General features: G+C 65.0%; 17 protein-coding genes. 10 read left to right on the forward strand and 7 right to left on the reverse strand.

Going from position 1 to position 19,318, the window contains the following annotated elements; genetic code table 11:
- Positions 1 to 167: 167 nt before the first annotated feature.
- From aceK to IZU87_RS06490, 4 genes are all read left to right on the forward strand, one after another.
- Positions 168 to 1,946: a bifunctional isocitrate dehydrogenase kinase/phosphatase gene (aceK, locus tag IZU87_RS06475; RefSeq protein WP_213114038.1), complete on the forward strand. Its 1,779-nt coding sequence runs from the start codon at positions 168 to 170 to the stop codon at positions 1,944 to 1,946.
- Between the two features lie 54 nt (positions 1,947 to 2,000).
- Positions 2,001 to 2,750, forward strand: a complete 750-nt coding sequence (locus IZU87_RS06480; protein WP_052384572.1) for an SIR2 family NAD-dependent protein deacylase — start codon at positions 2,001 to 2,003, stop codon at positions 2,748 to 2,750.
- An 82-nt stretch (positions 2,751 to 2,832) separates the two neighbouring features.
- Positions 2,833 to 3,777, forward strand: coding sequence for a bile acid:sodium symporter family protein (locus IZU87_RS06485; RefSeq protein ID WP_043333793.1), 945 nt, complete (start codon positions 2,833 to 2,835; stop codon positions 3,775 to 3,777).
- 99 nt (positions 3,778 to 3,876) lie between these two features.
- Positions 3,877 to 4,788 (forward strand): tRNA-uridine aminocarboxypropyltransferase, encoded by a 912-nt coding sequence (locus IZU87_RS06490; RefSeq protein ID WP_153636532.1) that lies wholly within the window; start codon positions 3,877 to 3,879, stop codon positions 4,786 to 4,788.
- An 89-nt stretch (positions 4,789 to 4,877) separates the two neighbouring features.
- On the opposite strand, the gene IZU87_RS06495 is transcribed toward IZU87_RS06490, so the two are convergent.
- From IZU87_RS06495 to def, 5 genes are all read right to left on the reverse strand, one after another.
- Positions 4,878 to 6,326, reverse strand: coding sequence for a TrkH family potassium uptake protein (locus IZU87_RS06495; RefSeq protein ID WP_213114039.1), 1,449 nt, complete (start codon positions 6,324 to 6,326; stop codon positions 4,878 to 4,880).
- A gap of 88 nt (positions 6,327 to 6,414) precedes the next feature.
- The gene (gene trkA, locus IZU87_RS06500; RefSeq protein WP_043333795.1) at positions 6,415 to 7,788 is read right to left on the reverse strand and encodes a Trk system potassium transporter TrkA; all 1,374 of its coding nucleotides are present in this window, start codon (positions 7,786 to 7,788) and stop codon (positions 6,415 to 6,417) included.
- Between the two features lie 160 nt (positions 7,789 to 7,948).
- Positions 7,949 to 9,400: a 16S rRNA (cytosine(967)-C(5))-methyltransferase RsmB gene (gene rsmB, locus IZU87_RS06505; RefSeq protein WP_213114040.1), complete on the reverse strand. Its 1,452-nt coding sequence runs from the start codon at positions 9,398 to 9,400 to the stop codon at positions 7,949 to 7,951.
- Positions 9,397 to 10,401 carry a methionyl-tRNA formyltransferase gene (gene fmt / locus IZU87_RS06510; RefSeq protein ID WP_153636530.1) on the reverse strand — a complete coding sequence of 335 codons (1,005 nt, stop codon included), beginning with the start codon at positions 10,399 to 10,401 and terminating at the stop codon, positions 9,397 to 9,399. Before fmt ends, rsmB begins: the two co-directional genes overlap by 4 nt.
- 185 nt (positions 10,402 to 10,586) lie before the next feature.
- The gene (gene def, locus IZU87_RS06515; RefSeq protein WP_043333797.1) at positions 10,587 to 11,096 is read right to left on the reverse strand and encodes a peptide deformylase; all 510 of its coding nucleotides are present in this window, start codon (positions 11,094 to 11,096) and stop codon (positions 10,587 to 10,589) included.
- Positions 11,097 to 11,351: 255 nt separating this feature from the next.
- Between def and IZU87_RS06520 the strand changes: the two genes are divergently transcribed.
- A complete protein-coding gene (locus IZU87_RS06520) occupies positions 11,352 to 12,404 on the forward strand; it encodes a LysM peptidoglycan-binding domain-containing protein (protein WP_213114041.1) in 1,053 nt (350 codons plus the stop codon).
- Between the two features lie 101 nt (positions 12,405 to 12,505).
- The gene (gene dprA / locus IZU87_RS06525) at positions 12,506 to 13,795 is read left to right on the forward strand and encodes a DNA-processing protein DprA (protein WP_349305165.1); all 1,290 of its coding nucleotides are present in this window, start codon (positions 12,506 to 12,508) and stop codon (positions 13,793 to 13,795) included.
- Positions 13,796 to 13,854: 59 nt separating this feature from the next.
- On the opposite strand, the gene IZU87_RS06530 is transcribed toward dprA, so the two are convergent.
- Positions 13,855 to 14,739: a 5'-nucleotidase, lipoprotein e(P4) family gene (locus IZU87_RS06530; protein ID WP_213114042.1), complete on the reverse strand. Its 885-nt coding sequence runs from the start codon at positions 14,737 to 14,739 to the stop codon at positions 13,855 to 13,857.
- Positions 14,740 to 15,045: 306 nt separating this feature from the next.
- Here IZU87_RS06530 and tsaC point away from each other — a divergent pair, with 306 nt between their 5' ends.
- The 3 genes from tsaC (at position 15,046) to aroE (ending at position 17,604) form a co-directional block, all read left to right on the forward strand.
- Entirely contained in the window at positions 15,046 to 15,627 is a 582-nt protein-coding gene (gene tsaC, locus IZU87_RS06535) for an L-threonylcarbamoyladenylate synthase type 1 TsaC (RefSeq protein WP_153636528.1), read from the forward strand.
- Between the two features lie 179 nt (positions 15,628 to 15,806).
- A complete protein-coding gene (hemF, locus tag IZU87_RS06540) occupies positions 15,807 to 16,727 on the forward strand; it encodes an oxygen-dependent coproporphyrinogen oxidase (RefSeq protein WP_213114043.1) in 921 nt (306 codons plus the stop codon).
- Between the two features lie 43 nt (positions 16,728 to 16,770).
- Positions 16,771 to 17,604, forward strand: coding sequence for a shikimate dehydrogenase (aroE, locus tag IZU87_RS06545; protein ID WP_213114067.1), 834 nt, complete (start codon positions 16,771 to 16,773; stop codon positions 17,602 to 17,604).
- A gap of 181 nt (positions 17,605 to 17,785) precedes the next feature.
- Here aroE and IZU87_RS06550 read toward each other — a convergent pair whose 3' ends face one another.
- Positions 17,786 to 18,502, reverse strand: coding sequence for a response regulator transcription factor (locus IZU87_RS06550; RefSeq protein WP_043333802.1), 717 nt, complete (start codon positions 18,500 to 18,502; stop codon positions 17,786 to 17,788).
- A 276-nt stretch (positions 18,503 to 18,778) separates the two neighbouring features.
- Between IZU87_RS06550 and IZU87_RS06555 the strand changes: the two genes are divergently transcribed.
- Positions 18,779 to 19,270, forward strand: coding sequence for a putative pterin-binding protein (locus IZU87_RS06555; protein WP_213114044.1), 492 nt, complete (start codon positions 18,779 to 18,781; stop codon positions 19,268 to 19,270).
- Positions 19,271 to 19,318: the final 48 nt, after the last annotated feature.

The following is a 19,318-nucleotide window of genomic DNA, read 5'->3' on the forward strand; positions in this document are numbered from 1 at the left end:
GGGTGGCGTTCTGCGTTTCAGGTGGTCCGCTGCCTTCCCGGCCCTGGTGGATGGCGCACCTAGCGTGAGTCAGGGTTGAAGGCCCGCGACCATTGTCGTCTCGCTTGCTGGCGCGACAGTCCGCATGCTTTGGTCATGTCAGGTGACTGAAGGGCAGGGAGGCGGCGATGGGCAATGATGTGGACAGTGACGAGCGCGGCAATGGCCAGCAGGGCCAGCGACTGGCGGCGACCGTGTTGCATGGCTTCGATGAATATCGATCACGCTTCAAGCAGATCTCCAGTGATGCGCGGCGACGCTTCATCGAGGCAGACTGGCGTGAGGCCCAGCAGGCCTCCGCCGCGCGTATCAACCTCTACGACGAGAAGGTCGCCGCCACCATGGAGCGGCTGGAGCGCGCCTTCGAGCCCGACCGCCTGTGCGAGTGCACCCTGTGGGGTGAGGCCAAGCGGCAGTACATGGCGCTGATCGATCAACGCCTCGACTACAAGCTAGCCGAGACCTTCTACAACTCCATCTTCTGCAGCGTGTTTTCCCATCGTCACATCCGCGATGACTGGATGTTCGTCTCGCCATCTCGCCAGGGGCCGGCACGCCATTCCGGCTTGAGCATCAGTCATCGTGTGCCGGTCGAGGGTGACTGGGCCGGGGCACTCGAATCCGTGCTCAACGAGGCGCCGCTGGGGATCGCCTTCGAGCATCAGGGGCGCGATGTGACGCTGGGCGCCGAGATGTTGCTCGCGACGCTGCCTGAGGCGGTGCGCGATGCGCCGGACGCCGCCTTCGAGATGCTGCGCAGCGTCTTCTATCGCAACAAGGGGGCCTATCTGGTCGGGCGCATCGAGGGTGGCGGCCAGACCCTGCCGCTGGTGTTGCCGGTGCTGCATACCGAGCGCGATGGCGTCTATCTGGATACCGTGATCATCGAGCCGGAAGAGGTCTCGATCATCTTCTCCTTCACGCGGGCCTATTTCCAGGTCGAGATCGAAGTGCCCAGCGAGGTGGTCGGGTTCCTGCAGACCCTGATGCCCGAGAAGCCCATCGGCGAGCTGTACGCCGCCATCGGCTTCTACAAGCATGGCAAGACCGAGCTGTTCCGTGGCCTCAACCAGCATGTGGCGAGTCGCTCCGATCAGTTCATCATCGCGCCCGGCGTGCGCGGCATGGTGATGGCGGTCTTCGTGCTGCCCAGTTACCGGCTGGTGTTCAAGCTGATCAAGGACCGCTTCGCCCCCGGCAAGGACATGAGTCGTGATCAGGTGCGCGAGAAGTACCGTCTGGTCAAACGCCATGATCGGGTCGGGCGACTGGCCGATACGCAGGAATTCTCGAACTTCACCGTCGGCAAGGACCACTTCGACCCGGCCTGCCTCGAAGAGTTGCTGGAGGTGTGCAGCTCGTCGATCAGCCTGCGCGGCAACAAGGTGCTGATCCGTCACTGCTATACCGAGCGCATGATGACGCCGCTCAACCTGTATCTCGAGGAGTGTGACGCCGAGGAAACCCGCGCGGTGCTCAATGATTATGGCAATGCGATCAAGCAGTTGGCTGCCGCTGACATCTTCCCCGGCGACATGTTGCTCAAGAACTTCGGCGTCACGCGCCACGGGCGGGTGGTCTTCTATGACTACGACGAGATCAGCTACCTGACCGAGTGCAACTTCCGTGAGATTCCCGAGGCACGTTACCCTGAGCAGGAACTGGCCAGCGAGCCCTGGTATTCGGTGGGGCCCAACGACATCTTCCCCGAGGAGTTCGGCCCCTTCCTGTTTGCCGATCTCCAGCTGCGCAAGCTGTTCTATGAGCTGCATCCCGAGATCTTCCAGGCCAGCTGGTGGCGTGGCCTGCAGGACGCCATCGCGCAAGGGCGCGTGATCGATGTCTATCCCTATCGCAACAAGCGGCGCTTCGGTATCGATCGCAGTCAGGACTTCATCGATGACTGAGTGTGATCGCCATGCCCGCTGTTCGATCCTGTCCAACGCCAGAGAGAGTGCTAGATGAGTGAAGGCTTCAAGGACCCCGGTGCACGTCACGGACGCCATCTGGTCGTGTTGAGTGGCGCCGGCATCAGCGCCGAGAGCGGCCTGCGCACCTTCCGCGCCGAGGATGGCCTGTGGGAAGAGCATCGCCTGGAAGACATCGCGACACCGCAGGCCTTCCGACGCGACCCCCAGCAGGTGCTGCGCTTCTACGATGACCGCCGCACCCAGGTACGCCGCGCCAGGCCCAACGCGGCCCACAAGGCGTTGGCTGAGCTGGAGCAGCACGGCTTTCGCGTCTCGGTCATCACCCAGAACATCGACGACCTCCACGAGCGAGCGGGCTCGCGCGAGGTCGTGCATCTGCATGGCGAGATTCTCAAGGCGCGCTCCAGCGTCGACCACGGCCTGCGCTATCCCTTGCCGCGTGGCGGCATTCGCCTCGGGGACCTGTGTGACAAGGGCAGTCAGCTGCGTCCGGACGTGGTGTGGTTCGGTGAGGCGGTGCCGCTCTACGCGGTCGCCGAGGAGATCGCCGCCGAGGCGGACCTGCTGTTGATCGTCGGCACCTCGCTCAAGGTCATGCCGGCGTCCAACCTCTATGCAGCAGCACCGCTGGATGCCCCCATCGTGCTGGTCGACCCGAATGCCGATGAACTGGCCGAGCCCGGCGTGCTGCCGCTGGCCGAAAGTGCCGGTCAGGCGGTACCGCGCCTTGTGCGCCATTGGTTGTATCAGGGCCACCTGGGGCTGCCTGATACGTTATGATGCGCGCCTTCAGGCCTGCCATGGGAGGCGGGCCAGCAATTTCCGGGAAATCGATGCCCCGGGCGACCGAAAAGTGAAAAGCATGTTCGAGACGCTGAATCGTTTCTTCCCCTTGTGGGCGCTGGTCTTTGCCGGCATCGCCGTGGTGGCTCCGACGCCGTTCGTGGCGCTCAAGGACACCATTCAGCCTCTGCTGGCGCTGATCATGTTCGCCATGGGCCTGACCCTGTCGCGTGACGACTTCATACGCGTGGCACGTCGCCCCGGCCCGATCGCGCTCGGGTTGCTGCTGCAATATAGCGTGATGCCGCTGGCCGCCTTCCTGATCGCGCGTCTGCTGGGGCTGGACCCGGCGCTGACGGTGGGCATGGTGCTGGTCGGCGCCACGGCAGGGGGAACCTCCTCCAACGTGATGACCTGGCTTGCTGGCGGACACGTGGCGCTATCGGTCTCGATGACCATGGCCTCGACGCTGCTCTCCATCGTGATGACGCCGCTGCTGACCTGGTGGCTGCTGGGCACCGATATCAACGTGCCGGTCAGCGGCATGCTGCTGAGCATCGCCAAGCTGGTGGTCGCCCCCATCGTGCTCGGCGTGGTCGTGCACCACTTCGCGCGTGATCTGATCCGCGAGTGGGAGTCGGCATTGGCGAGTCTGGCCATGCTGGCCATCGTGCTGATCATCGCCATCGTGGTCTCGCTCAACGTCGGGCGCCTCGCCACGCTGGGCCCGCTGGTCGCGCTGGCGGTCGTGGCACACAATGCCATCGGCCTGAGCGCCGGCTATGGCCTGTCGCGTCTGTTCGGGCTGGATGAACGCACTTCGCGCACCATCGCCATCGAGGTCGGCATGCAGAATTCCGGCCTGGCGGCGTCACTGGCCAGTCAGTTCTTCTCCGCCACGGCGGCGCTGCCGGGGGCGATCTTCTCCATCTGGCACAACGTCTCGGGGTCGCTGCTGGCAGGCTACTGGAAGCGTCGTCCGCCCAAGTTCGTGACCGGCAGCAAGCACCGCTACGAGGTCTGATCCCGCGAATCGGCAACCTGAGTCGGGACAGAAGAATGGGAGAAAGGGACGCGCATGCTAGAATGCGCGTCCCTTTTTCCTTGGTTCTGACTGCTCATCATGTGTGATTCCCGCCCCCCGCCGGCTGATGGCGACGATATCGCCGCCTGTGCGCCTCAATCTGCTTCCGCTGTCGCCTCCAGCGTCGATGGCGACGCTGTGGCAATCGATACCGTCGCGCCAGGCGAAGGCAGTGGCATCACCACGCTGCCCAGTGGCGAGCCGGAGGCGTGGCACGGACGGCATCCGCGCCGCGAGTTCAAGGCGCGCGGCAGTCAGGTGATTCGCTGTGAGGCGTGCCGCCTGCCCAGGCTCAATTGCCTGTGTCCCTATCAGGTCACCGCCGAGTCGCGGATCAAGTTCTGGCTGATCACCCATCCGCTGGAACATTACAAGCCGACCAATACCGGGCGCCTGATCTCGGATGTGCTGGCGGGCACCGAGGTCTTCAGCTGGTATCGCGTCGAGCCGGACCCGCGCCTGCTGGCGCTGCTGGAAGATGAGCGCTATCAGCCCTTCATCATCTTCCCGGATGACCAGCCCGACTACGCCGACCGCGTGGTCGACGTGAATGCCATCGCCGGCGTCGGCGCCGATGTGGCGACGCATACCGCCAGTGGCGAGGCGCGCATTCCGGTGTTCATCCTGCTCGATGGCACCTGGCGTCAGGCGCGACGCATCTTCCGCAAGAGCCCCTATCTGGACGGCCTGCCGGTATTGCCGCTGCACACTCAGCGCCTGACCCGCTATCACCTGCGCAAGCCTGCCTCCGAGGCGCACCTGTGCACGGCGGAAGTGGCGGCGGAGCTGCTGCGTCAGGCGGGGGAGGAGAACGCGGCCAGCGTGCTGGATGACTACTTCGACGCCTTCAACGACTGCTATCGTGCCAGCCGCATCCACTATGTGCTGGAGCCGACCGCGCCGATGCGCCGCCTGCTGGCGCGCCGTGACGCCACTACCGGCGAGTCATAGTCGAAGCGCCACAATGAAAACGCCCCCGTCGGAGTCCTCCGGCGGGGGCGTTTGCGTTCAAGGTGATGCTCTCGGCACGCTGGCGGCTGTCAGCGCCGCCAGAAGGCCGGCGTGAACAGCACCAGAATGGTGAAGATCTCCAGGCGCCCCAGCAGCATGGCGAGGATCAGGATGCCCTTGGCGGCCCCCGGGATATCGCCGTAGTGGGTCGCGACCTCACCCAGCCCCGGCCCCAGATTGTTGAGCGCCGAGCCGACCGCTGACCACGCCGTCACCTGGTCAAGCCCGGTGGCCAGCATGCCCAGCATCATCAGCACGAACAGCATCAGGTAGACGGAGAAGAAGCCCCACACCGCTTCAGCGACACCCTCGGAGATGCGCATCTTGCCGACCTTGACCGACAGGATGGCATTGGGGTGGATCAGACGATGGATCTCGCGCACGCCCTGCTTGAGGATCAGCAGGATGCGGATGACCTTCATGCCGCCACCGGCGGACCCGGAGCAGGCACCGATGAAGGCGGCGATGAACAGCATCATCGGCAAGACACCCGGCCAGCCGGTGAAATCGGCGACGCCGAAGCCGGTGGTGGTGGCCACCGAGACGGCTTCGAACAGGCCGTGGCGCAGCGCCTTGCTGTCATCGTAGCTGCCGGTGAGCAGCAGGCCGGCGATGGTGACGCAGGTCAGGATCAGCAGCAGGATCAGGAAGAAGCGTGTCTCCGGGTCGCACAGATAATGGCTGATGCGGCCCTCGCGCCAGGCGGCGAAGTGCAGGCCGAAGCTGATCGAGGACACCACCATGAAGAACACGCAGATCATCTCGATGCTGGCGGAGTCGAAGTAGCCGATGCTGGCGTCGTGGGTCGAGAAGCCACCGACCGCGACGGTCGAGAAGCTGTGGCCCAGGGCATCGAACCAGCTCATGCCGGCCGCCCAGTAACTGGCGAAGCACACCAGTGTCAGCGCGGCGTAGATGTACCACAGCGCCTTGGCCGTCTCGGTGATGCGCGGCGTCAGCTTGGAGTCCTTCAGCGGGCCGGGAATCTCGGTGCGGTAGAGCTGCATGCCGCCGATGCCGAGTGTCGGCAGGATCGCCACCGCCAGTACCACGATCCCCATGCCGCCCAGCCATTGCAGCTGCTGGCGATAGTAGAGGATGGAGTGGGGCAGCAGGTCGAGCCCCGTCATCACCGTGGCGCCGGTGGTGGTGAGCCCCGAGAACGACTCGAACATGGCATCGATGATGGTCAGGTTCGGGTCTTCGGCGAGCAGGAAGGGCAGCGAACCGAAGGCCCCCAGCACGGTCCAGAACAGCACCGTGATCAGGAAGCCATCGCGGTTGCGCAGCTCCTTGCGGGCGTGCCGATTGGGGTAGAAGAGCGCGAAACCGGTCAGCAGGGTGATGCCCATCGCCACGGCGAAGGCGCTCAGGGTGTCGTCCTCGAAGACCCTCGAGATCAGCATTGGCGGCACCAGCGTCAGGCTGAACAGCATCAGCAGGATACCGAGGATGCGAGAGATCACGCGTAGGCTCATGCGGCGCCTCCCTGAGAGAGGCGCAGCGTGGCGAGGCCGCCGAGTGACGTTCGGGGCGGGCGCGGGGCGGAAGTCATGGAGGCCGGCATCAGAAGAAGGTCAACCCGACCTGGAACAGACGCTCCACCTCGCGGATGCGACGCTTGTCGACCACGAACAGGATGACGTGGTCGTTGGATTCCACCACCAGGTCATGATGCGCCACCAGCACTTCCTTGCCGCGTACCACGGCACCGATGGTGGTGCCCTCCGGCAGGTTGATATCCTCGATGCGTCGGCCCACCACCTTGGAGGAGCGCTCATCGCCGTGGGCGATGGCCTCGATGGCCTCCGCCGCACCACGGCGCAGCGAGTGGACATTGACGATGTCACCCTTTCGCACGTGGGTCAGCAGGCCGCCGATGGTCGCCTGCTGGGGCGAGATGGCGATGTCGATCTCGCCGCCCTGCACCAGGTCCACGTAGGCCGCGTTGTTGATCAGCGTCAGTACCTTCTTGGCACCGAGCCGCTTGGCCAGCATCGACGACATGATGTTGACCTCGTCGTCGTTGGTCAGCGCGCAGAAGATGTCGCAATCCTCGATGTTCTCCTCCAGCAGCAGACGCTTGGAGGTGGCGCTGCCGTGCAGGACCACGGTGCGATCGAGGCGCTCGGAAAGGTCGGTGCAACGCGCCAGCGAGTGCTCGATGATCTTGACCTGATGACTGTGCTCCAGCGTCTCGGCCAGACGCTCACCGATATGGCCGCCACCGGCGATCACCACCCGGCGGAAGTTGCGATCGACGCGTCGCAGCTCGCCCATCACGGTGCGGATGTCCTTGCGTGCCGCGATGAAGAACACCTCATCATCGGCCTCGATCACGGTGTCACCGCGCGGGATGATCGGACGGTTGCGACGATAGATGGCGGCGACGCGAGTATCCACGTTGGGCATGTGGCGACGCAGGAAACCGAGCTCCTGACCGACCAGCGGCCCGCCGTAATAGGCCTTCACCGCGACCAGCTGGGCGACGCCATTGGCGAAGTCGAGCACCTGCAGGGCACCGGGGTATTCGATCAGGCGGCGGATGTGGTCCGTCACCACCTGCTCGGGGCTGATCAGCACATCGACCGGGATGGCGTCATGCGAGAACAGGCCCTTGCGGGTCAGATAGGCGGTCGAGCGCACACGCGCGATCTTGGTCGGCGTGTGGAACAGGCTATGGGCGATCTGACAGGCGATCATGTTGACCTCGTCAGAGTTGGTCACCGCGATCAGCATGTCGGCATCCTCGCCACCCGCCTGCCGCAGGATCTGCGGATAGCTCGCCGGCCCCGTGACAGTGCGGATGTCGAGTCGGTTGTGCAGCTCGCGCAGCCGTTCGCTGTCGGTATCCACCACCGTGATGTCATTTTCTTCATGGGCCAGGTGTTCGGCGAGCGTACCGCCGACTTGACCTGCGCCCAGAATGATGATTTTCATGTCCGGCTCGTCCGCTGTTGCTCAGTCGGCACAGGATAAACCAGTGCCAGGACGGAAGACAGCCGCGCCCCGAGAGTCGGGGCGCGGCTGTCCGGGAATGTCAGGCGTGGCGTCTCATGTCACCACGGACGTCGCGCCGACACGGCTCACCTGGCTGTGATCAGGCGCTGGCCTTGGTGATGTGGGCCAGGTAGAAGCCGTCGTGACCATTGACCTGCGGCAGCATCTGGCGGCCAGCACCGGAGACACGGCCCCAGTCGGCCTTGATGGTCTCGGCCTTGGCGTCCGGTGTCGCGGCCAGGAAGCGGTCTATCACGCGGGCGTTTTCCTGGGTGATGATGGAGCAGGTGCCGTAGACCAGGGTGCCGCCGGGCTTGAGCATGCCCCACAGATTGGCCAGCAGCTTGCCCTGCAGGCGCGCCAGATCGCCGATGTCGTTCGGGCGACGCAGCAGCTTGATGTCCGGGTGACGACGGATGACGCCACTGCCAGAGCAGGGTGCGTCGAGCAGGATGACGTCGAAGGCTTCGCCGTCCCACCAGTCGCGTTCGCTGGCATCGGCACACACGACGCCGGCACCAAGCTCCAGACGCTCCAGCGTCTCTTCCACGCGCTCGAGGCGCTCGCCGTCGATGTCGATGGCGGTGGCGTCCAGGCCCGGGAAGCGCTCCAGCATGTCCGCCAGCTTGCCGCCCGGCGCGGTGCAGGCATCCAGCAGGCGCACGCCTTCACCCTCGGCGTTGATGGCCGTCACGGCCGGCGCCAGCAGCTGGCCGGCCAGCTGCGCCGCTTCATCCTGCACGCTGACCAGGCCTTCCTCGAAGCCCGGCAGGGCGCTGACGTCGCAGGCGCTGGTCAGGGTGATGCCGTGCTCGGCGAACGGGCAGGCCACGCCTTCGATCTCGGCTTCCGCCAGCTGGGCGAGGTAGTCGTCGCGGCTGATGGCGGCGACATTGACGCGCAGCGTCATCGGCGCCTGGGCGTTGTTGGCCTCGGCGATGGCCTGCCAGTCGTCCGGCCAGTTGCGCTGGAAGGTATCCAGCAGCCACTGGGGGTGGGACAGGGCGACGGCGGGGTCCTTGTCGACCTCGGCTTCCAGCGCTTCCTGCTCACGCTGGAAACGACGCAGGCAGGCGTTGAGCACGCCGGTGGCCCAGCCCTTGCCCAGGCCGCGTGCGGCGCCAGCGGTCTCACCGACGGCGGCGTGCGGGGCGATGCGCATGTACAGCAGCTGATAGAGGCCGAGCAGCAGCAGGGCGTGGATGTCCTGATCCTGCGACTTGAAGGACGACTTCAGCAGCTTGCCCGCCAAGGCATCCAGACGCGGCAACTGACGGCAGACGCCGAAGCACAGTGCCTTGTAGAGGCCCTGGTCACGCCCGGCGACGCCGGACGGCAGGCTGTCCAGGTTCAGCGAGGTACGCGCGGCCAGCACCGGGGCCAGCGTCCGCGCAGCCGCGACACGCACCGCAGCGCCCGGCGAGGCCGGTGCATTGTCAGGCTTGCGACGGGCGCCGCCATGCTTGTGAGCGCCGCCCTTGCTGCGGGCCGGCGGCAGGGAGTTGCGCTTCTTGCCGTTGCCCTTGGAGGACGGGTTGTCTGACTGGCTCATGCGGAAGTCTCGGTCTGGGAATCGGTATCAGGGGCGTGATCTGCGCCGAGGACGAGGCCCTCGGGGAAGCGCGCAGCACGGGAATTGAGCAGGTCCTTGACGGACAGCGGCTTGGCGCCGGGCAGCTGGGCGCGAGTGATCTCGAGCACCTCATGGCCATCGCCGCAGGCGATGCGCAGGCAATCCTTGCCGGGCGCCAGAAGGGTGCCGGGCGTCACGCTGTCGGTGAGGCGTTGCTCGCCGGTGCGGGACATCCACAGGCGCAGCGGCTCGCCTTCAAGGCGTGTCCAGGCCACCGGCCACGGATTGAAGGCGCGGATGCGCGCGTCCAGCTCGGCGGCAGGGCGGGTGAAGTCGAGTTCGGCCTCGGCCTTGGAGAGCTTGGCGGCGTAGGTCACGCCCTCATCCGGTTGGCGGGTCGCGGGCAGGTCGCCGGCGGCGATGGCGTCGAGAGCCGTGACGATGGCCTCGCCACCCTGGGCTGCCAGCGCATCGTGCAGCTCGCCACCGGTGGTGCTGGCGGTGATCGGGGTGCGGCGGATCAGCAGCATGTCACCGGTATCCAGGCCGGCATCCATCTGCATGATGGTGACGCCGGATTCGCTGTCACCGGCTTCGATGGCACGCTGGATCGGCGCGGCACCGCGCCAGCGCGGCAGCAGAGAGGCGTGGATGTTCAGGCAGCCCAGACGCGGAATATCGAGCACCGCCTGCGGCAGGATCAGCCCGTAGGCCACCACCACCATGATGTCGGCCTCGAGGTCGCGCAGAATCTGACGATCGGCCTCGTCCTTGAAGTTGAGCGGCTGATGGACGGGGATATCGTGCTGGAGCGCCAGCTGCTTGACGGGGCCCGGGGTCAGCTTGCGACCACGCCCGGAGGGGCGATCAGGCTGGGTGTGGACACTGATGATCTCGTGGCGACTGCCCAGCAGGGCGGACAGACACTCGGCGGCGAAATCGGGGGTGCCGGCAAAGGCGATGCGCAGGGCTTTCGACATGTGCTATGACTCATATAGGAGCACGGAGGCGGCCGTGCTCAAGGTGCTGACGGTTGCGGCAGGACGGCCAGCGCGACAGGCGCGGCTGATGGACCAGTAACCGCACGAAGGCCGAGGGGATGCCCTCGGCCTTCGTGCGGTGCCGCCATGCGCTCAATATCGGCCGTGTGGCCGAGCGTGAGGGATCAGGCTTCTTGCAGCTTGTGACGCTTCTGCATCTTCTTCATCACCCGATCACGCTTGAGCGGGGAGAGGTAGTCGACGAACAGCTTGCCTTGCAGGTGGTCGTGCTCGTGCTGGATGCAATGTGCCAGCAGGCCATCGGCTTCCAGTTCGTAGGCATCGCCGTTGCGGTCCTGAGCCTTGAGTCGTACCTTCAGGTAGCGCGGGACTTCGGCATAATATTCAGGAATCGACAGGCAGCCTTCCTGCATCGGTTGCTGTTCATCACCGATCGGGGTGTATTCCGGGTTGATCAGCACCAGCGGCTGGGACTGATCTTCGCTGACGTCGATGACGATGAGACGGCGATGCTCGTCGACCTGTGACGCGGCGAGGCCGATGCCGCGGGCGTCATACATGGTCTCGATCATGTCGTCGATCAGGGTCTGCAGCTCGGCGTCGATCGTGTCGATCGGGGCGGCAACGTTGCGCAGACGCTCATCAGGGAATTCAAGGATTTCGCGTTTGGCCATGGCTGGTGTAATTACCGTTGTGCTGTCAGAAAGGATTTGCCTGATATTGTAGTGTGCGCAAGCGAGGAACGGAACCGAATGCCGTCAATGCTGCTACTATCGCGGCAATAGTCAGGATTGATCTGACATGGCGATGGACAGGGGTCAGCAGCCACCAGGCGCGGGGCAGAGCGGGTCTGCGCGGTGCGGAGTTCAGAACAAGACCATCACCACCGAGCGATGGGTGGCAATAACGCAAGGGACGCAGGAATGGGCATGAAACGACTGGTCGGCAATGCCGTCTTTACGGCACTCCTCGGCATGGCGACGCTGGGGGCAAGCGCAGGGATGTCGCTGGCACAGGCAGCAACCGTGCGTGATGACGTACCTTCCACCTATGTGGTGGTGCGTGGCGATACGCTCTGGGACATCTCCGGGCGCTTTCTGCGTGAACCCTGGCTGTGGCCGGAAGTCTGGCGCGCCAATCCGCAGATCAAGAATCCGCACCTGATCTATCCGGGCGATCGCATCTCGCTCTACTACGAGAATGGCGAGCCACGTCTGCGCCTGGAGCGCGGCCAGGGCGGGGTCGTCAAGCTGTCTCCCCAGATCCGCAAGATTCCCAAGCGCGAGGCGGTGCCGCCGATTCCGTTGGAGAAGATCTCGGCCTTCTTGAAAGAGCATCGCGTGATTGACCCGGCGCTGCTCACCGATGCGCCCTATATCGTGGCCGGGGATGACACCCGTCTGATCAGCGGTGCCGGCGATACCATCTACGCCCGCGGCAACTGGTCCTCCAATGACACCTACAGCGTCTACCGCAAGGGCCAGCGCTATCTGGATCCGGACACCCAGGAGTTTCTGGGGCTGGAGATGATCAGCATCGGCGACATCAAGCTTGAGCGCCGCGAAGGCGATATCGGCGTGCTGCGCGTGCTGTCGGCCAATCGTGAGATTCTCAATGGCGATCTGCTGCTGTCGGCGGACGGTGGCGCGATCACCACCAGCTTCCAGCCGCAGCCGCCCGAAGAAGATGTAGGCGGCGTCATCCTCGCGGCCCCCGATGGACTGCGCAACATCGGTCGCAATGACATCGTGGCGCTCAATCGCGGCAGTCGTGAAGGTATCCAGCCGGGGTACGTCTTCGGTATCGAGCGCCGCGGCGAGACGATCACCGACCCCGTCACCGGCGAGCCGATCACCCTGCCCGGTGAGGAGGGTGGCCTGGTGATGGTATTTCGTATCTACGACAAGGTCAGCTACGCGCTGGTGATGCAGGCCGGCCGCCCATTGAGCGTCGGTGACAAGCTGCTGGAGCCCCACGGCTGATCGAAAGCCCCTGTCATCCGCAAGCATCGGCGTAGTGAAACGACTCGTCGTGCTGAAGTGAACAACCAGGGTGAGTCAATAATCCGCTCGGGAGGTGTGGCGTGTCGATCGATGTCGAACAACGCGGCCCCTCGCGGGCGGATTTCGTCTTTCTGGCGCGCTTGCCGGGCTTTGGCACGCATACCGCGGCCAAGCTGCGTGAGCGGGCCGACTGGCCGCAGGGCTGGCTGGCGGTATTGCCGCCACGTCTCGCGGCACCGCTGCGCCTGTGGTGCGAGCGCCCCGAATCCTCGCCACTCCATGAGCAGGTGATGGCAGACCTTGCCTGGCATGCGCCGGCACAGGGCTATCATCTGCTCACCCCCGCGGACCCCGAGTGGCCAGCCATGCTCGACACCCTGCCGGACCCGCCGCTGGCGCTCTGGGCGCTGGGGCGGCAGTCGCTGCTTGAGTTGCCCATGCTGGCCATCGTCGGCGCACGCAAGGCGAGCCAGTCAGGCCTGCGGCATGCGCATGACTTCGCGGCTGAGCTGATCTCACGTGGCTGGAGTGTCGCCAGTGGGCTGGCGCTGGGGGTCGATGCCGCGGCGCATCAGGGAGCTCTGGCGGCGTCAGCGCGCCTCGGCGCGCACGACTATGCGGCCAACCCCTCGACGCTGGCGGTGCTTGGCTGTGGGGTCGACGTGGTCTATCCCGCCCAGCACCATCATCTTCGCCAGCGGCTGCTGGAGGGCGGCGGTCTGCTGCTCTCGGAGCATCCGCCTGGCACCGGCGCGCATGCGCGCCACTTTCCCCGCCGCAATCGGCTGATCACCGGCCTGTCACTTGGCGTGCTGGTGGTCGAAGCCACGCTGCGCAGTGGCTCGCTGGTCAGTGCCCGGTTGGCGATGGAGCAGAATCGCGAGGTGTTCGCGCTGCCGGGACGCATCGATGACATCACCGCCAGTGGTTGTCTGGAGTTGATCCGTCAGGGGGCGACGCTGGTACGCGATGTCGATGACATGCTGGCGGAGCTCGAGCACCTGTTGCCGGCTCACTCGACCGAGCAGCCGTCAACGCAGGCCCGGGTGGCGTCATCCAGGCAGCCCGCTGCCGGCTCTGCGGCCTCTCGCTCAGCCACTTCGGCTCGGCAAGCGACAGCCTCCGCCACCTTCGCGACACACACGACGTCACTGCCCTTGCCGTCCTTGGCGCCGCCAGCGTCACGCGCTGCCACACCGCCGGTCAGTCAGGAGGCGGCGCCATTGTGCTTTCTGGGGGCCGTGCCGCTGGCGCTGGACAAGCTGGTCGAGCTGAGCGGCACCTCGGTCAGTGAGCTGAGCATGCAGTTGCTGGAACTGGAGCTCGAGGGGCGAGTCATGCAGGCACCGGGTGGCTGGAAGCGACTCTGACGCTCTGAGCAAATGTTGCCAACCTGGCAGTGATGATCCGGGAGGCCGGCAACCTGAACTCATTTGCCGAGGCTGACCTTGCCGCTCTCGGGCTGCCAGGCATTGAGCGCCGCATCACGCATGGCGCGCTTCTCGCGCTCACTGGCACTCCAGTTGCCATCGTAGAGCACGCCTTCCCACTCGCCGTAGGTCGGGTTGGGCAACAGCACGAAGCGACGGCCGAACTGATCCGCCTGGCGGGCGACCTCGGCATTGCGTGCGCGGGTGGTGGACTGCTGGAAGGCCTGATCGAAATCTCCGAGGTTATCGCCCATCAGCAGCGCGATGTCATGCTCCTGCGTGACCCGCGCGCGGCGCGCGGTCTTGTCGGAGCTGTCGGTGCGCGGCATCACGTGCTCGGCATCGGCCTGCGGGAAGCCCAGCGCGGCAAGATTGGCGATGGTGGCCTGCTTGCCGGCCGCCTTGCGGTTGGTGATGTAGTAGACATCGACGCCGCTGGCGTGAGCGTAGTTGAGGAAGTCCACGGCGCCCGGTGAAGCAGTGGAGACAGCATCATCCACCCAATCAGCCCAGCTCTGGCTGTCGTAGGTACGACCTTCACGCAGTGCCCAGCCGCCGTAGCTGGTGGTGTCGAGCACGGTGTCATCGACATCGACGACCACCGCCAGCGGCTTGTCCTGCGCGTGGCGACGCGCCAGCGCCAGATTCAGGCGGTCGTGGGCCACGTTGAAGGCTTGCAGTGACAGGGCATGAAACTCCGCGCTGCGCTGTATCCACAGGGTCGCCAGCATGGCCTGGTCGCTCAAGGGCGCCTGCGCCGCGGCATCCTGCAGCGGGGCAGGGCGTGGCGCCGGCGCGGTCGGCGTCTGGGGGCCAGAGCTGGCACAGCCTGCCAATGCCAGTAAGAGAGCGGCTGAGGTGGTCAGGGAGAAAGCGCGGCGCATGGATCACATCCTTGTCTGAAGAAAAGGGGGAGGAAAAGTGGGGGTGAAACGCCATCAGGCCCGGTGCTGGAGACTGTCCAGCAAAGCGTCCAAATGACCTCGATAGTCTTTTGAAACAAGCCTTTGCGTCAGTTTCGCAATACCCTGAGGGCGATGGACCCGTTCATCATGCCGTGAACCGGGCGGTGCGCCTATGCCACCCCGGCGCGACTCCGTGTTGCGTCGATGTGCAGCGTCGGTCTCGCGCCGGTGAGCGTGCTAGAATCGCCGCCATTGTGTTGCCGCAGCTAGGAGTTCGAGCAGATCATGAATGTCAGTGATGTTTCGCTGGATCAGCGTGCCCTCGACGGCGCCGCTGCCTGTCTTCGCAATGGGGGCATCGTTGCCTATCCCACCGAGGCCGTCTGGGGGCTGGGGTGTGATCCCGACGATGGTGAGGCCCTGGCTCGGCTGATCAAGCTCAAGTCCCGCGACGCCGCCAAGGGCTTGATCCTGATCGCCGGTGATATCGCCCAGCTGGAACCCTGGTTGGCGGGGGTCACCGTCGAGCAGCGTGAGCAGCTGCTGGCCAGCTGGCCGGGACCCTATACCTGGCTGGTGCCTGACAATGGCCGTGCGCACCCCTTGCTGCGCGGTGAACACGTCAGCCTGGCCGTGCGCGTGACCGATCATCCGCTGGTCCAGGCATTGTGCGCCGCCTTCGGCGGCCCACTGGTGTCGACCTCGGCCAACCGTGCCGGCGAATCGCCTGCCATGACCGCAGACGAGGTGCGTGACGCCTTCGGCGATGCGCTGGTCAATGACGTGATCCTCGAAGGGCCGCTCGGCGGCAATCCGCGTCCCAGCACCATTCGTGATCTCGCGACCGGCAAGGTACTGCGCGCCTGAGCAGCAGGATCGCCCCTCGAGTTGATCCAGGTCAGTGCCGCGTCATCCAGGCGCCCAATAGGGGCATTTTCCGACCTGCCGAACGCAGCGTGTCGCGGTAAGCTGGCAGTTCACCGCCAGCAGCGGCCAACGACGGGTGTCGCCCCGTCATCATTCATTCCCGTTCTACCGGAGGCATCGTGGCCCACGCCAATCTCGAAGACGTCAAGGTCTACCTGCTCGATCTGCAAGACCGCCTGTGCGAGGCGCTGCAAGCCTGCGATGGCCAGGCAAGTTTCCGTGAAGACAGCTGGGAGCGTGCCGAGGGTGGCGGTGGTCGCTCACGGGTCATCGAGAATGGCGGCGTGTTCGAGAAGGGTGGCGTCAACTTCTCGCATGTCTTCGGGCATGAATTGCCGGCTTCCGCGACGGCGGTGCGTCCGGAGCTGGCCGGTCGCAGCTTCCACGCCGTCGGGGTCAGCTGGGTGCTGCATCCGCACAACCCGCACGTGCCGACCAGCCATGGCAATGTGCGCTTCTTCATCGCCGAGAAGGAGGGCGAGGCGCCGGTATGGTGGTTCGGGGGCGGCTACGATCTGACGCCGTTCTACCCGCATGAAGAAGACGCGCGTCACTGGCACCAGACGGCCTACGATGCCTGCATCGCCTTCGGCAGTGATGTCTATCCGCGCTACAAGGCCTGGTGTGACGAGTACTTCTACCTCAAGCACCGCGACGAGACGCGGGGCGTGGGTGGCCTGTTCTTCGATGATCTCAACGAGTGGGGCTTCGAGCGCTGCTTCGCCTTCCAGCAATCCGTCGGCGACAGCTTCCTCGAGGCCTATCTGCCCATCGTCGAGCGCCGCCGCGAGACGGCCTATAGCGAGCGTGAACGCAACTTCCAGCTCTATCGTCGCGGGCGCTACGTGGAGTTCAACCTGGTCTGGGACCGCGGCACGCTGTTTGGCCTGCAGAGTGGCGGACGTACCGAGTCTATCCTGATGTCGATGCCGCCGGTGGTGCACTGGGAGTACGGCTACGAGCCCGAGGAAGGCAGTGCCGAAGCGGTGCTGTATCGTGACTTCCTGCATGCCCGCGACTGGCTGGGCGAAGAGGCCTGATCGCCGCATTGACCTGACGCTTTTCTGTGATTGTCCCGGAGTCCTGATGTCCCGTTACGCTGTATTCGGCAACCCGATTGCCCACTCGAAATCCCCGTTGATTCATCGCTCCTTCGCTGAGCAGCTCAAGGACTCGCTGAGCTACGAGGCACGACTGGCGCCGGTCGATGACTTCGCGGCCGGTTGGGCCGAGTTCGTCGCCGAAGGCGGCCAGGGGGCGAATGTCACCATGCCCTTCAAGGAGCAGGCCTTCCGGCTGGTCGATGTGCTGAGCCCGCGTGCCCGTCGCGCCGGCGCTGTCAATACGCTGATGCTCGGCAAGACCGGTCAGTTGTATGGCGATACCACCGATGGTGTCGGCCTGACTCGTGATCTCGAGCGTCTCGAGGCGCCGCTTACGGGCGCGCGCATCCTGATTCTCGGCGCGGGTGGCGCCGTGCGTGGCGTGCTGGAGCCTCTGCTGGCCAAGCAGCCGGCGGCATTGGTGATCGCCAATCGCACCGCCGCCAAGGCCAGTGCGCTGGCCGAGGACTTCGCCGACCTGGCGGGGGAAGGCTGCCTGCTGTCCGGTGGCAGCTATGCGGCCATCGAGGGCCAGTTCGATCTGGTCATCAATGGCACCAGCGCATCGCTGGGCGGCGAGCTGCCGCCGTTGCCGGATTCGCTGTTCTCTCCGCAGGCGCTCGCCTACGACATGATGTATGCCGCCGAGCCGACCGTCTTCATGCGCTGGGCCAGCGAGCGCGGCGCGCGGGTCGAGGATGGTCTCGGCATGCTGGTGGAGCAGGCGGCCGAGTCCTACTTCCTGTGGCGTTACAAGCGCCCGGAGACGGGGCCCGTGGCGGACATGTTGCGCAGGATGCTAGCGGAGGGGTGATTCGCGTGCGCTTGCCGAGCATGCACGTCGATTCAGATGGCCGCCAGACGGGCAGCCAGATGACCAGCTAGCCGACCAGTCAGACGACAGACGATGAAAAAGGAGCGGGGGACTCGACAGAGTCGCCCGCTCCTTTTTGGTTGGCCATGATCCAGTGTGCTCACGCCTTCGCTGTTGGCGCTCAGCTGCTCTTGACGGGGGCCGTGGCACAGGATTCGAGCCGATATCCGTACTGATAGACGCTTTTCAGTCTGAGCCCACGGCTGCCGTTCAGTCCCAGCTTGCGCCGCAGGCGGCTGACGTGGGTGTCGACCGTACGGGTCGAGATGTCCCCGTTGACTCCCCAGATCATCTCCAGCAGGTAGGCGCGTGAGTAAAGCTCTCCGACGTGACGCAGCAGCAGGGAAGCCAGCTGATATTCGCGCTGGGTCAGGGCGACAGGCTCCTCGCCGCACCAGATGGTGTGTTCATCCGGCTCGATCCGATATTGATCGCTGATGGCCACCTTGGGCTGCAGGTAATTGGTGTCGGAGGTGACGAAACGCCTGCCCAGCGCTTCCACACGCGCCGTGAGCTCGGCAGGGCGGATAGGCTTGGCCAGAAAATCATCGGCGCCATGCTGCAGTGCATGCACGACATCCTCTTCCCCCTGGCTTGCGGTGATGAACAGGATCAGCCCTCGCCAGCCGTGCTCGCTGCGCAGTGTGCGCGTCAGCTCCATGCCGCAGGCATCCGGCAGTTGCCAGTCGATGATCAGCAGGTCGAAGCTGCGCTCGCGCAGTGCGCGCAACAACTGGCTGGCGCGCTCGAAGCCTGCCAGCTCATGTCCCTGGGCCTCTAGACACAGGGTCAGGTAATCACGTTGATCATGATCATCTTCCAGAATGCCGATTTGCATGTCGCTGCCTCCCCGCGTGGGTATCGCATGCAGTCTACGCGTCTCTTGCGTGAGACCGCGTCACAATGGTTCACGTTTGGCAGGACGATGGCGACATATACTCGTGTTCATCCCCTCTCGCTGCTTCATGGCGCGGTGCCGCTGCTGGCCCGTGAATGGCGAGGATGAAACGAGACGGTGAATCTCCGGCCGTCATCCATGGTTGTCCATGACCCCTGGAGTCTTCCCATGCCGCTTCTCATTCTCCTGCGATGTCTCACCACGGCGTTACCCCGCATGCGCCACTGGCTTCTGTTGCTGATACTGTCGTTTTGCCCCTTCGCCATGGCCCTGGAGGCACCGCAGGGGCCGGTGGTGCTGCGTGTCACCGGGGATGTCACCCATGCCAACGCCGGAGGCGAGGCACATTTCGATCGCGCCATGCTCATGGCGCTGACGCAACGGAAAACCGTGACCACCACCCCCTGGCATGACGGCGAAGTGAGCTTCAGCGGTCCGCTCGGTTCGGCGCTGATGGAGGCGGTGGGCGTCGAGGATGGCACCATGCGTATCGTGGCGCTCAACGACTACGCCGCCACCGCGCCGGTGCAGGACTATTTCGATCATCCGGTGATACTGGCCATGGAAGTCGATGGCAAGCGACTGCGTGTACGCGACAATGGCCCCATCTTCATCATCTACCCCTTCAGTGAGCAGCCGGATCTCCTCAACGAGGAAATCATGACCCGCTCTGTCTGGCAGGTGAAGCGAATCGACATCGAACGCTGAACCCGCCTCTCCTGCTCCGTTTCATGAGCGCTGCCTGGATGCTCGTGC

Source organism: Cobetia sp. MC34 (assembly GCF_018340035.1).
In the GTDB taxonomy this organism is placed as follows: Bacteria; Pseudomonadota; Gammaproteobacteria; order Pseudomonadales; family Halomonadaceae; genus Cobetia; species Cobetia amphilecti.

Coding starts and splice junctions, on each gene's coding strand:
- aceK (WP_213114038.1), top strand. CDS start 168: ATGGGCAATGATGTGGACAGTGACGAGCGCGGCAATGGCCAGCAGGGC.
- IZU87_RS06480 (WP_052384572.1), top strand. CDS start 2,001: ATGAGTGAAGGCTTCAAGGACCCCGGTGCACGTCACGGACGCCATCTG.
- IZU87_RS06485 (WP_043333793.1), top strand. CDS start 2,833: ATGTTCGAGACGCTGAATCGTTTCTTCCCCTTGTGGGCGCTGGTCTTT.
- IZU87_RS06490 (WP_153636532.1), top strand. CDS start 3,877: ATGTGTGATTCCCGCCCCCCGCCGGCTGATGGCGACGATATCGCCGCC.
- IZU87_RS06495 (WP_213114039.1), bottom strand. CDS start 6,326: ATGAGCCTACGCGTGATCTCTCGCATCCTCGGTATCCTGCTGATGCTG.
- trkA (WP_043333795.1), bottom strand. CDS start 7,788: ATGAAAATCATCATTCTGGGCGCAGGTCAAGTCGGCGGTACGCTCGCC.
- rsmB (WP_213114040.1), bottom strand. CDS start 9,400: ATGAGCCAGTCAGACAACCCGTCCTCCAAGGGCAACGGCAAGAAGCGC.
- fmt (WP_153636530.1), bottom strand. CDS start 10,401: ATGTCGAAAGCCCTGCGCATCGCCTTTGCCGGCACCCCCGATTTCGCC.
- def (WP_043333797.1), bottom strand. CDS start 11,096: ATGGCCAAACGCGAAATCCTTGAATTCCCTGATGAGCGTCTGCGCAAC.
- IZU87_RS06520 (WP_213114041.1), top strand. CDS start 11,352: ATGAAACGACTGGTCGGCAATGCCGTCTTTACGGCACTCCTCGGCATG.
- IZU87_RS06530 (WP_213114042.1), bottom strand. CDS start 14,739: ATGCGCCGCGCTTTCTCCCTGACCACCTCAGCCGCTCTCTTACTGGCA.
- tsaC (WP_153636528.1), top strand. CDS start 15,046: ATGAATGTCAGTGATGTTTCGCTGGATCAGCGTGCCCTCGACGGCGCC.
- IZU87_RS06550 (WP_043333802.1), bottom strand. CDS start 18,502: ATGCAAATCGGCATTCTGGAAGATGATCATGATCAACGTGATTACCTG.
- IZU87_RS06555 (WP_213114044.1), top strand. CDS start 18,779: ATGCGCCACTGGCTTCTGTTGCTGATACTGTCGTTTTGCCCCTTCGCC.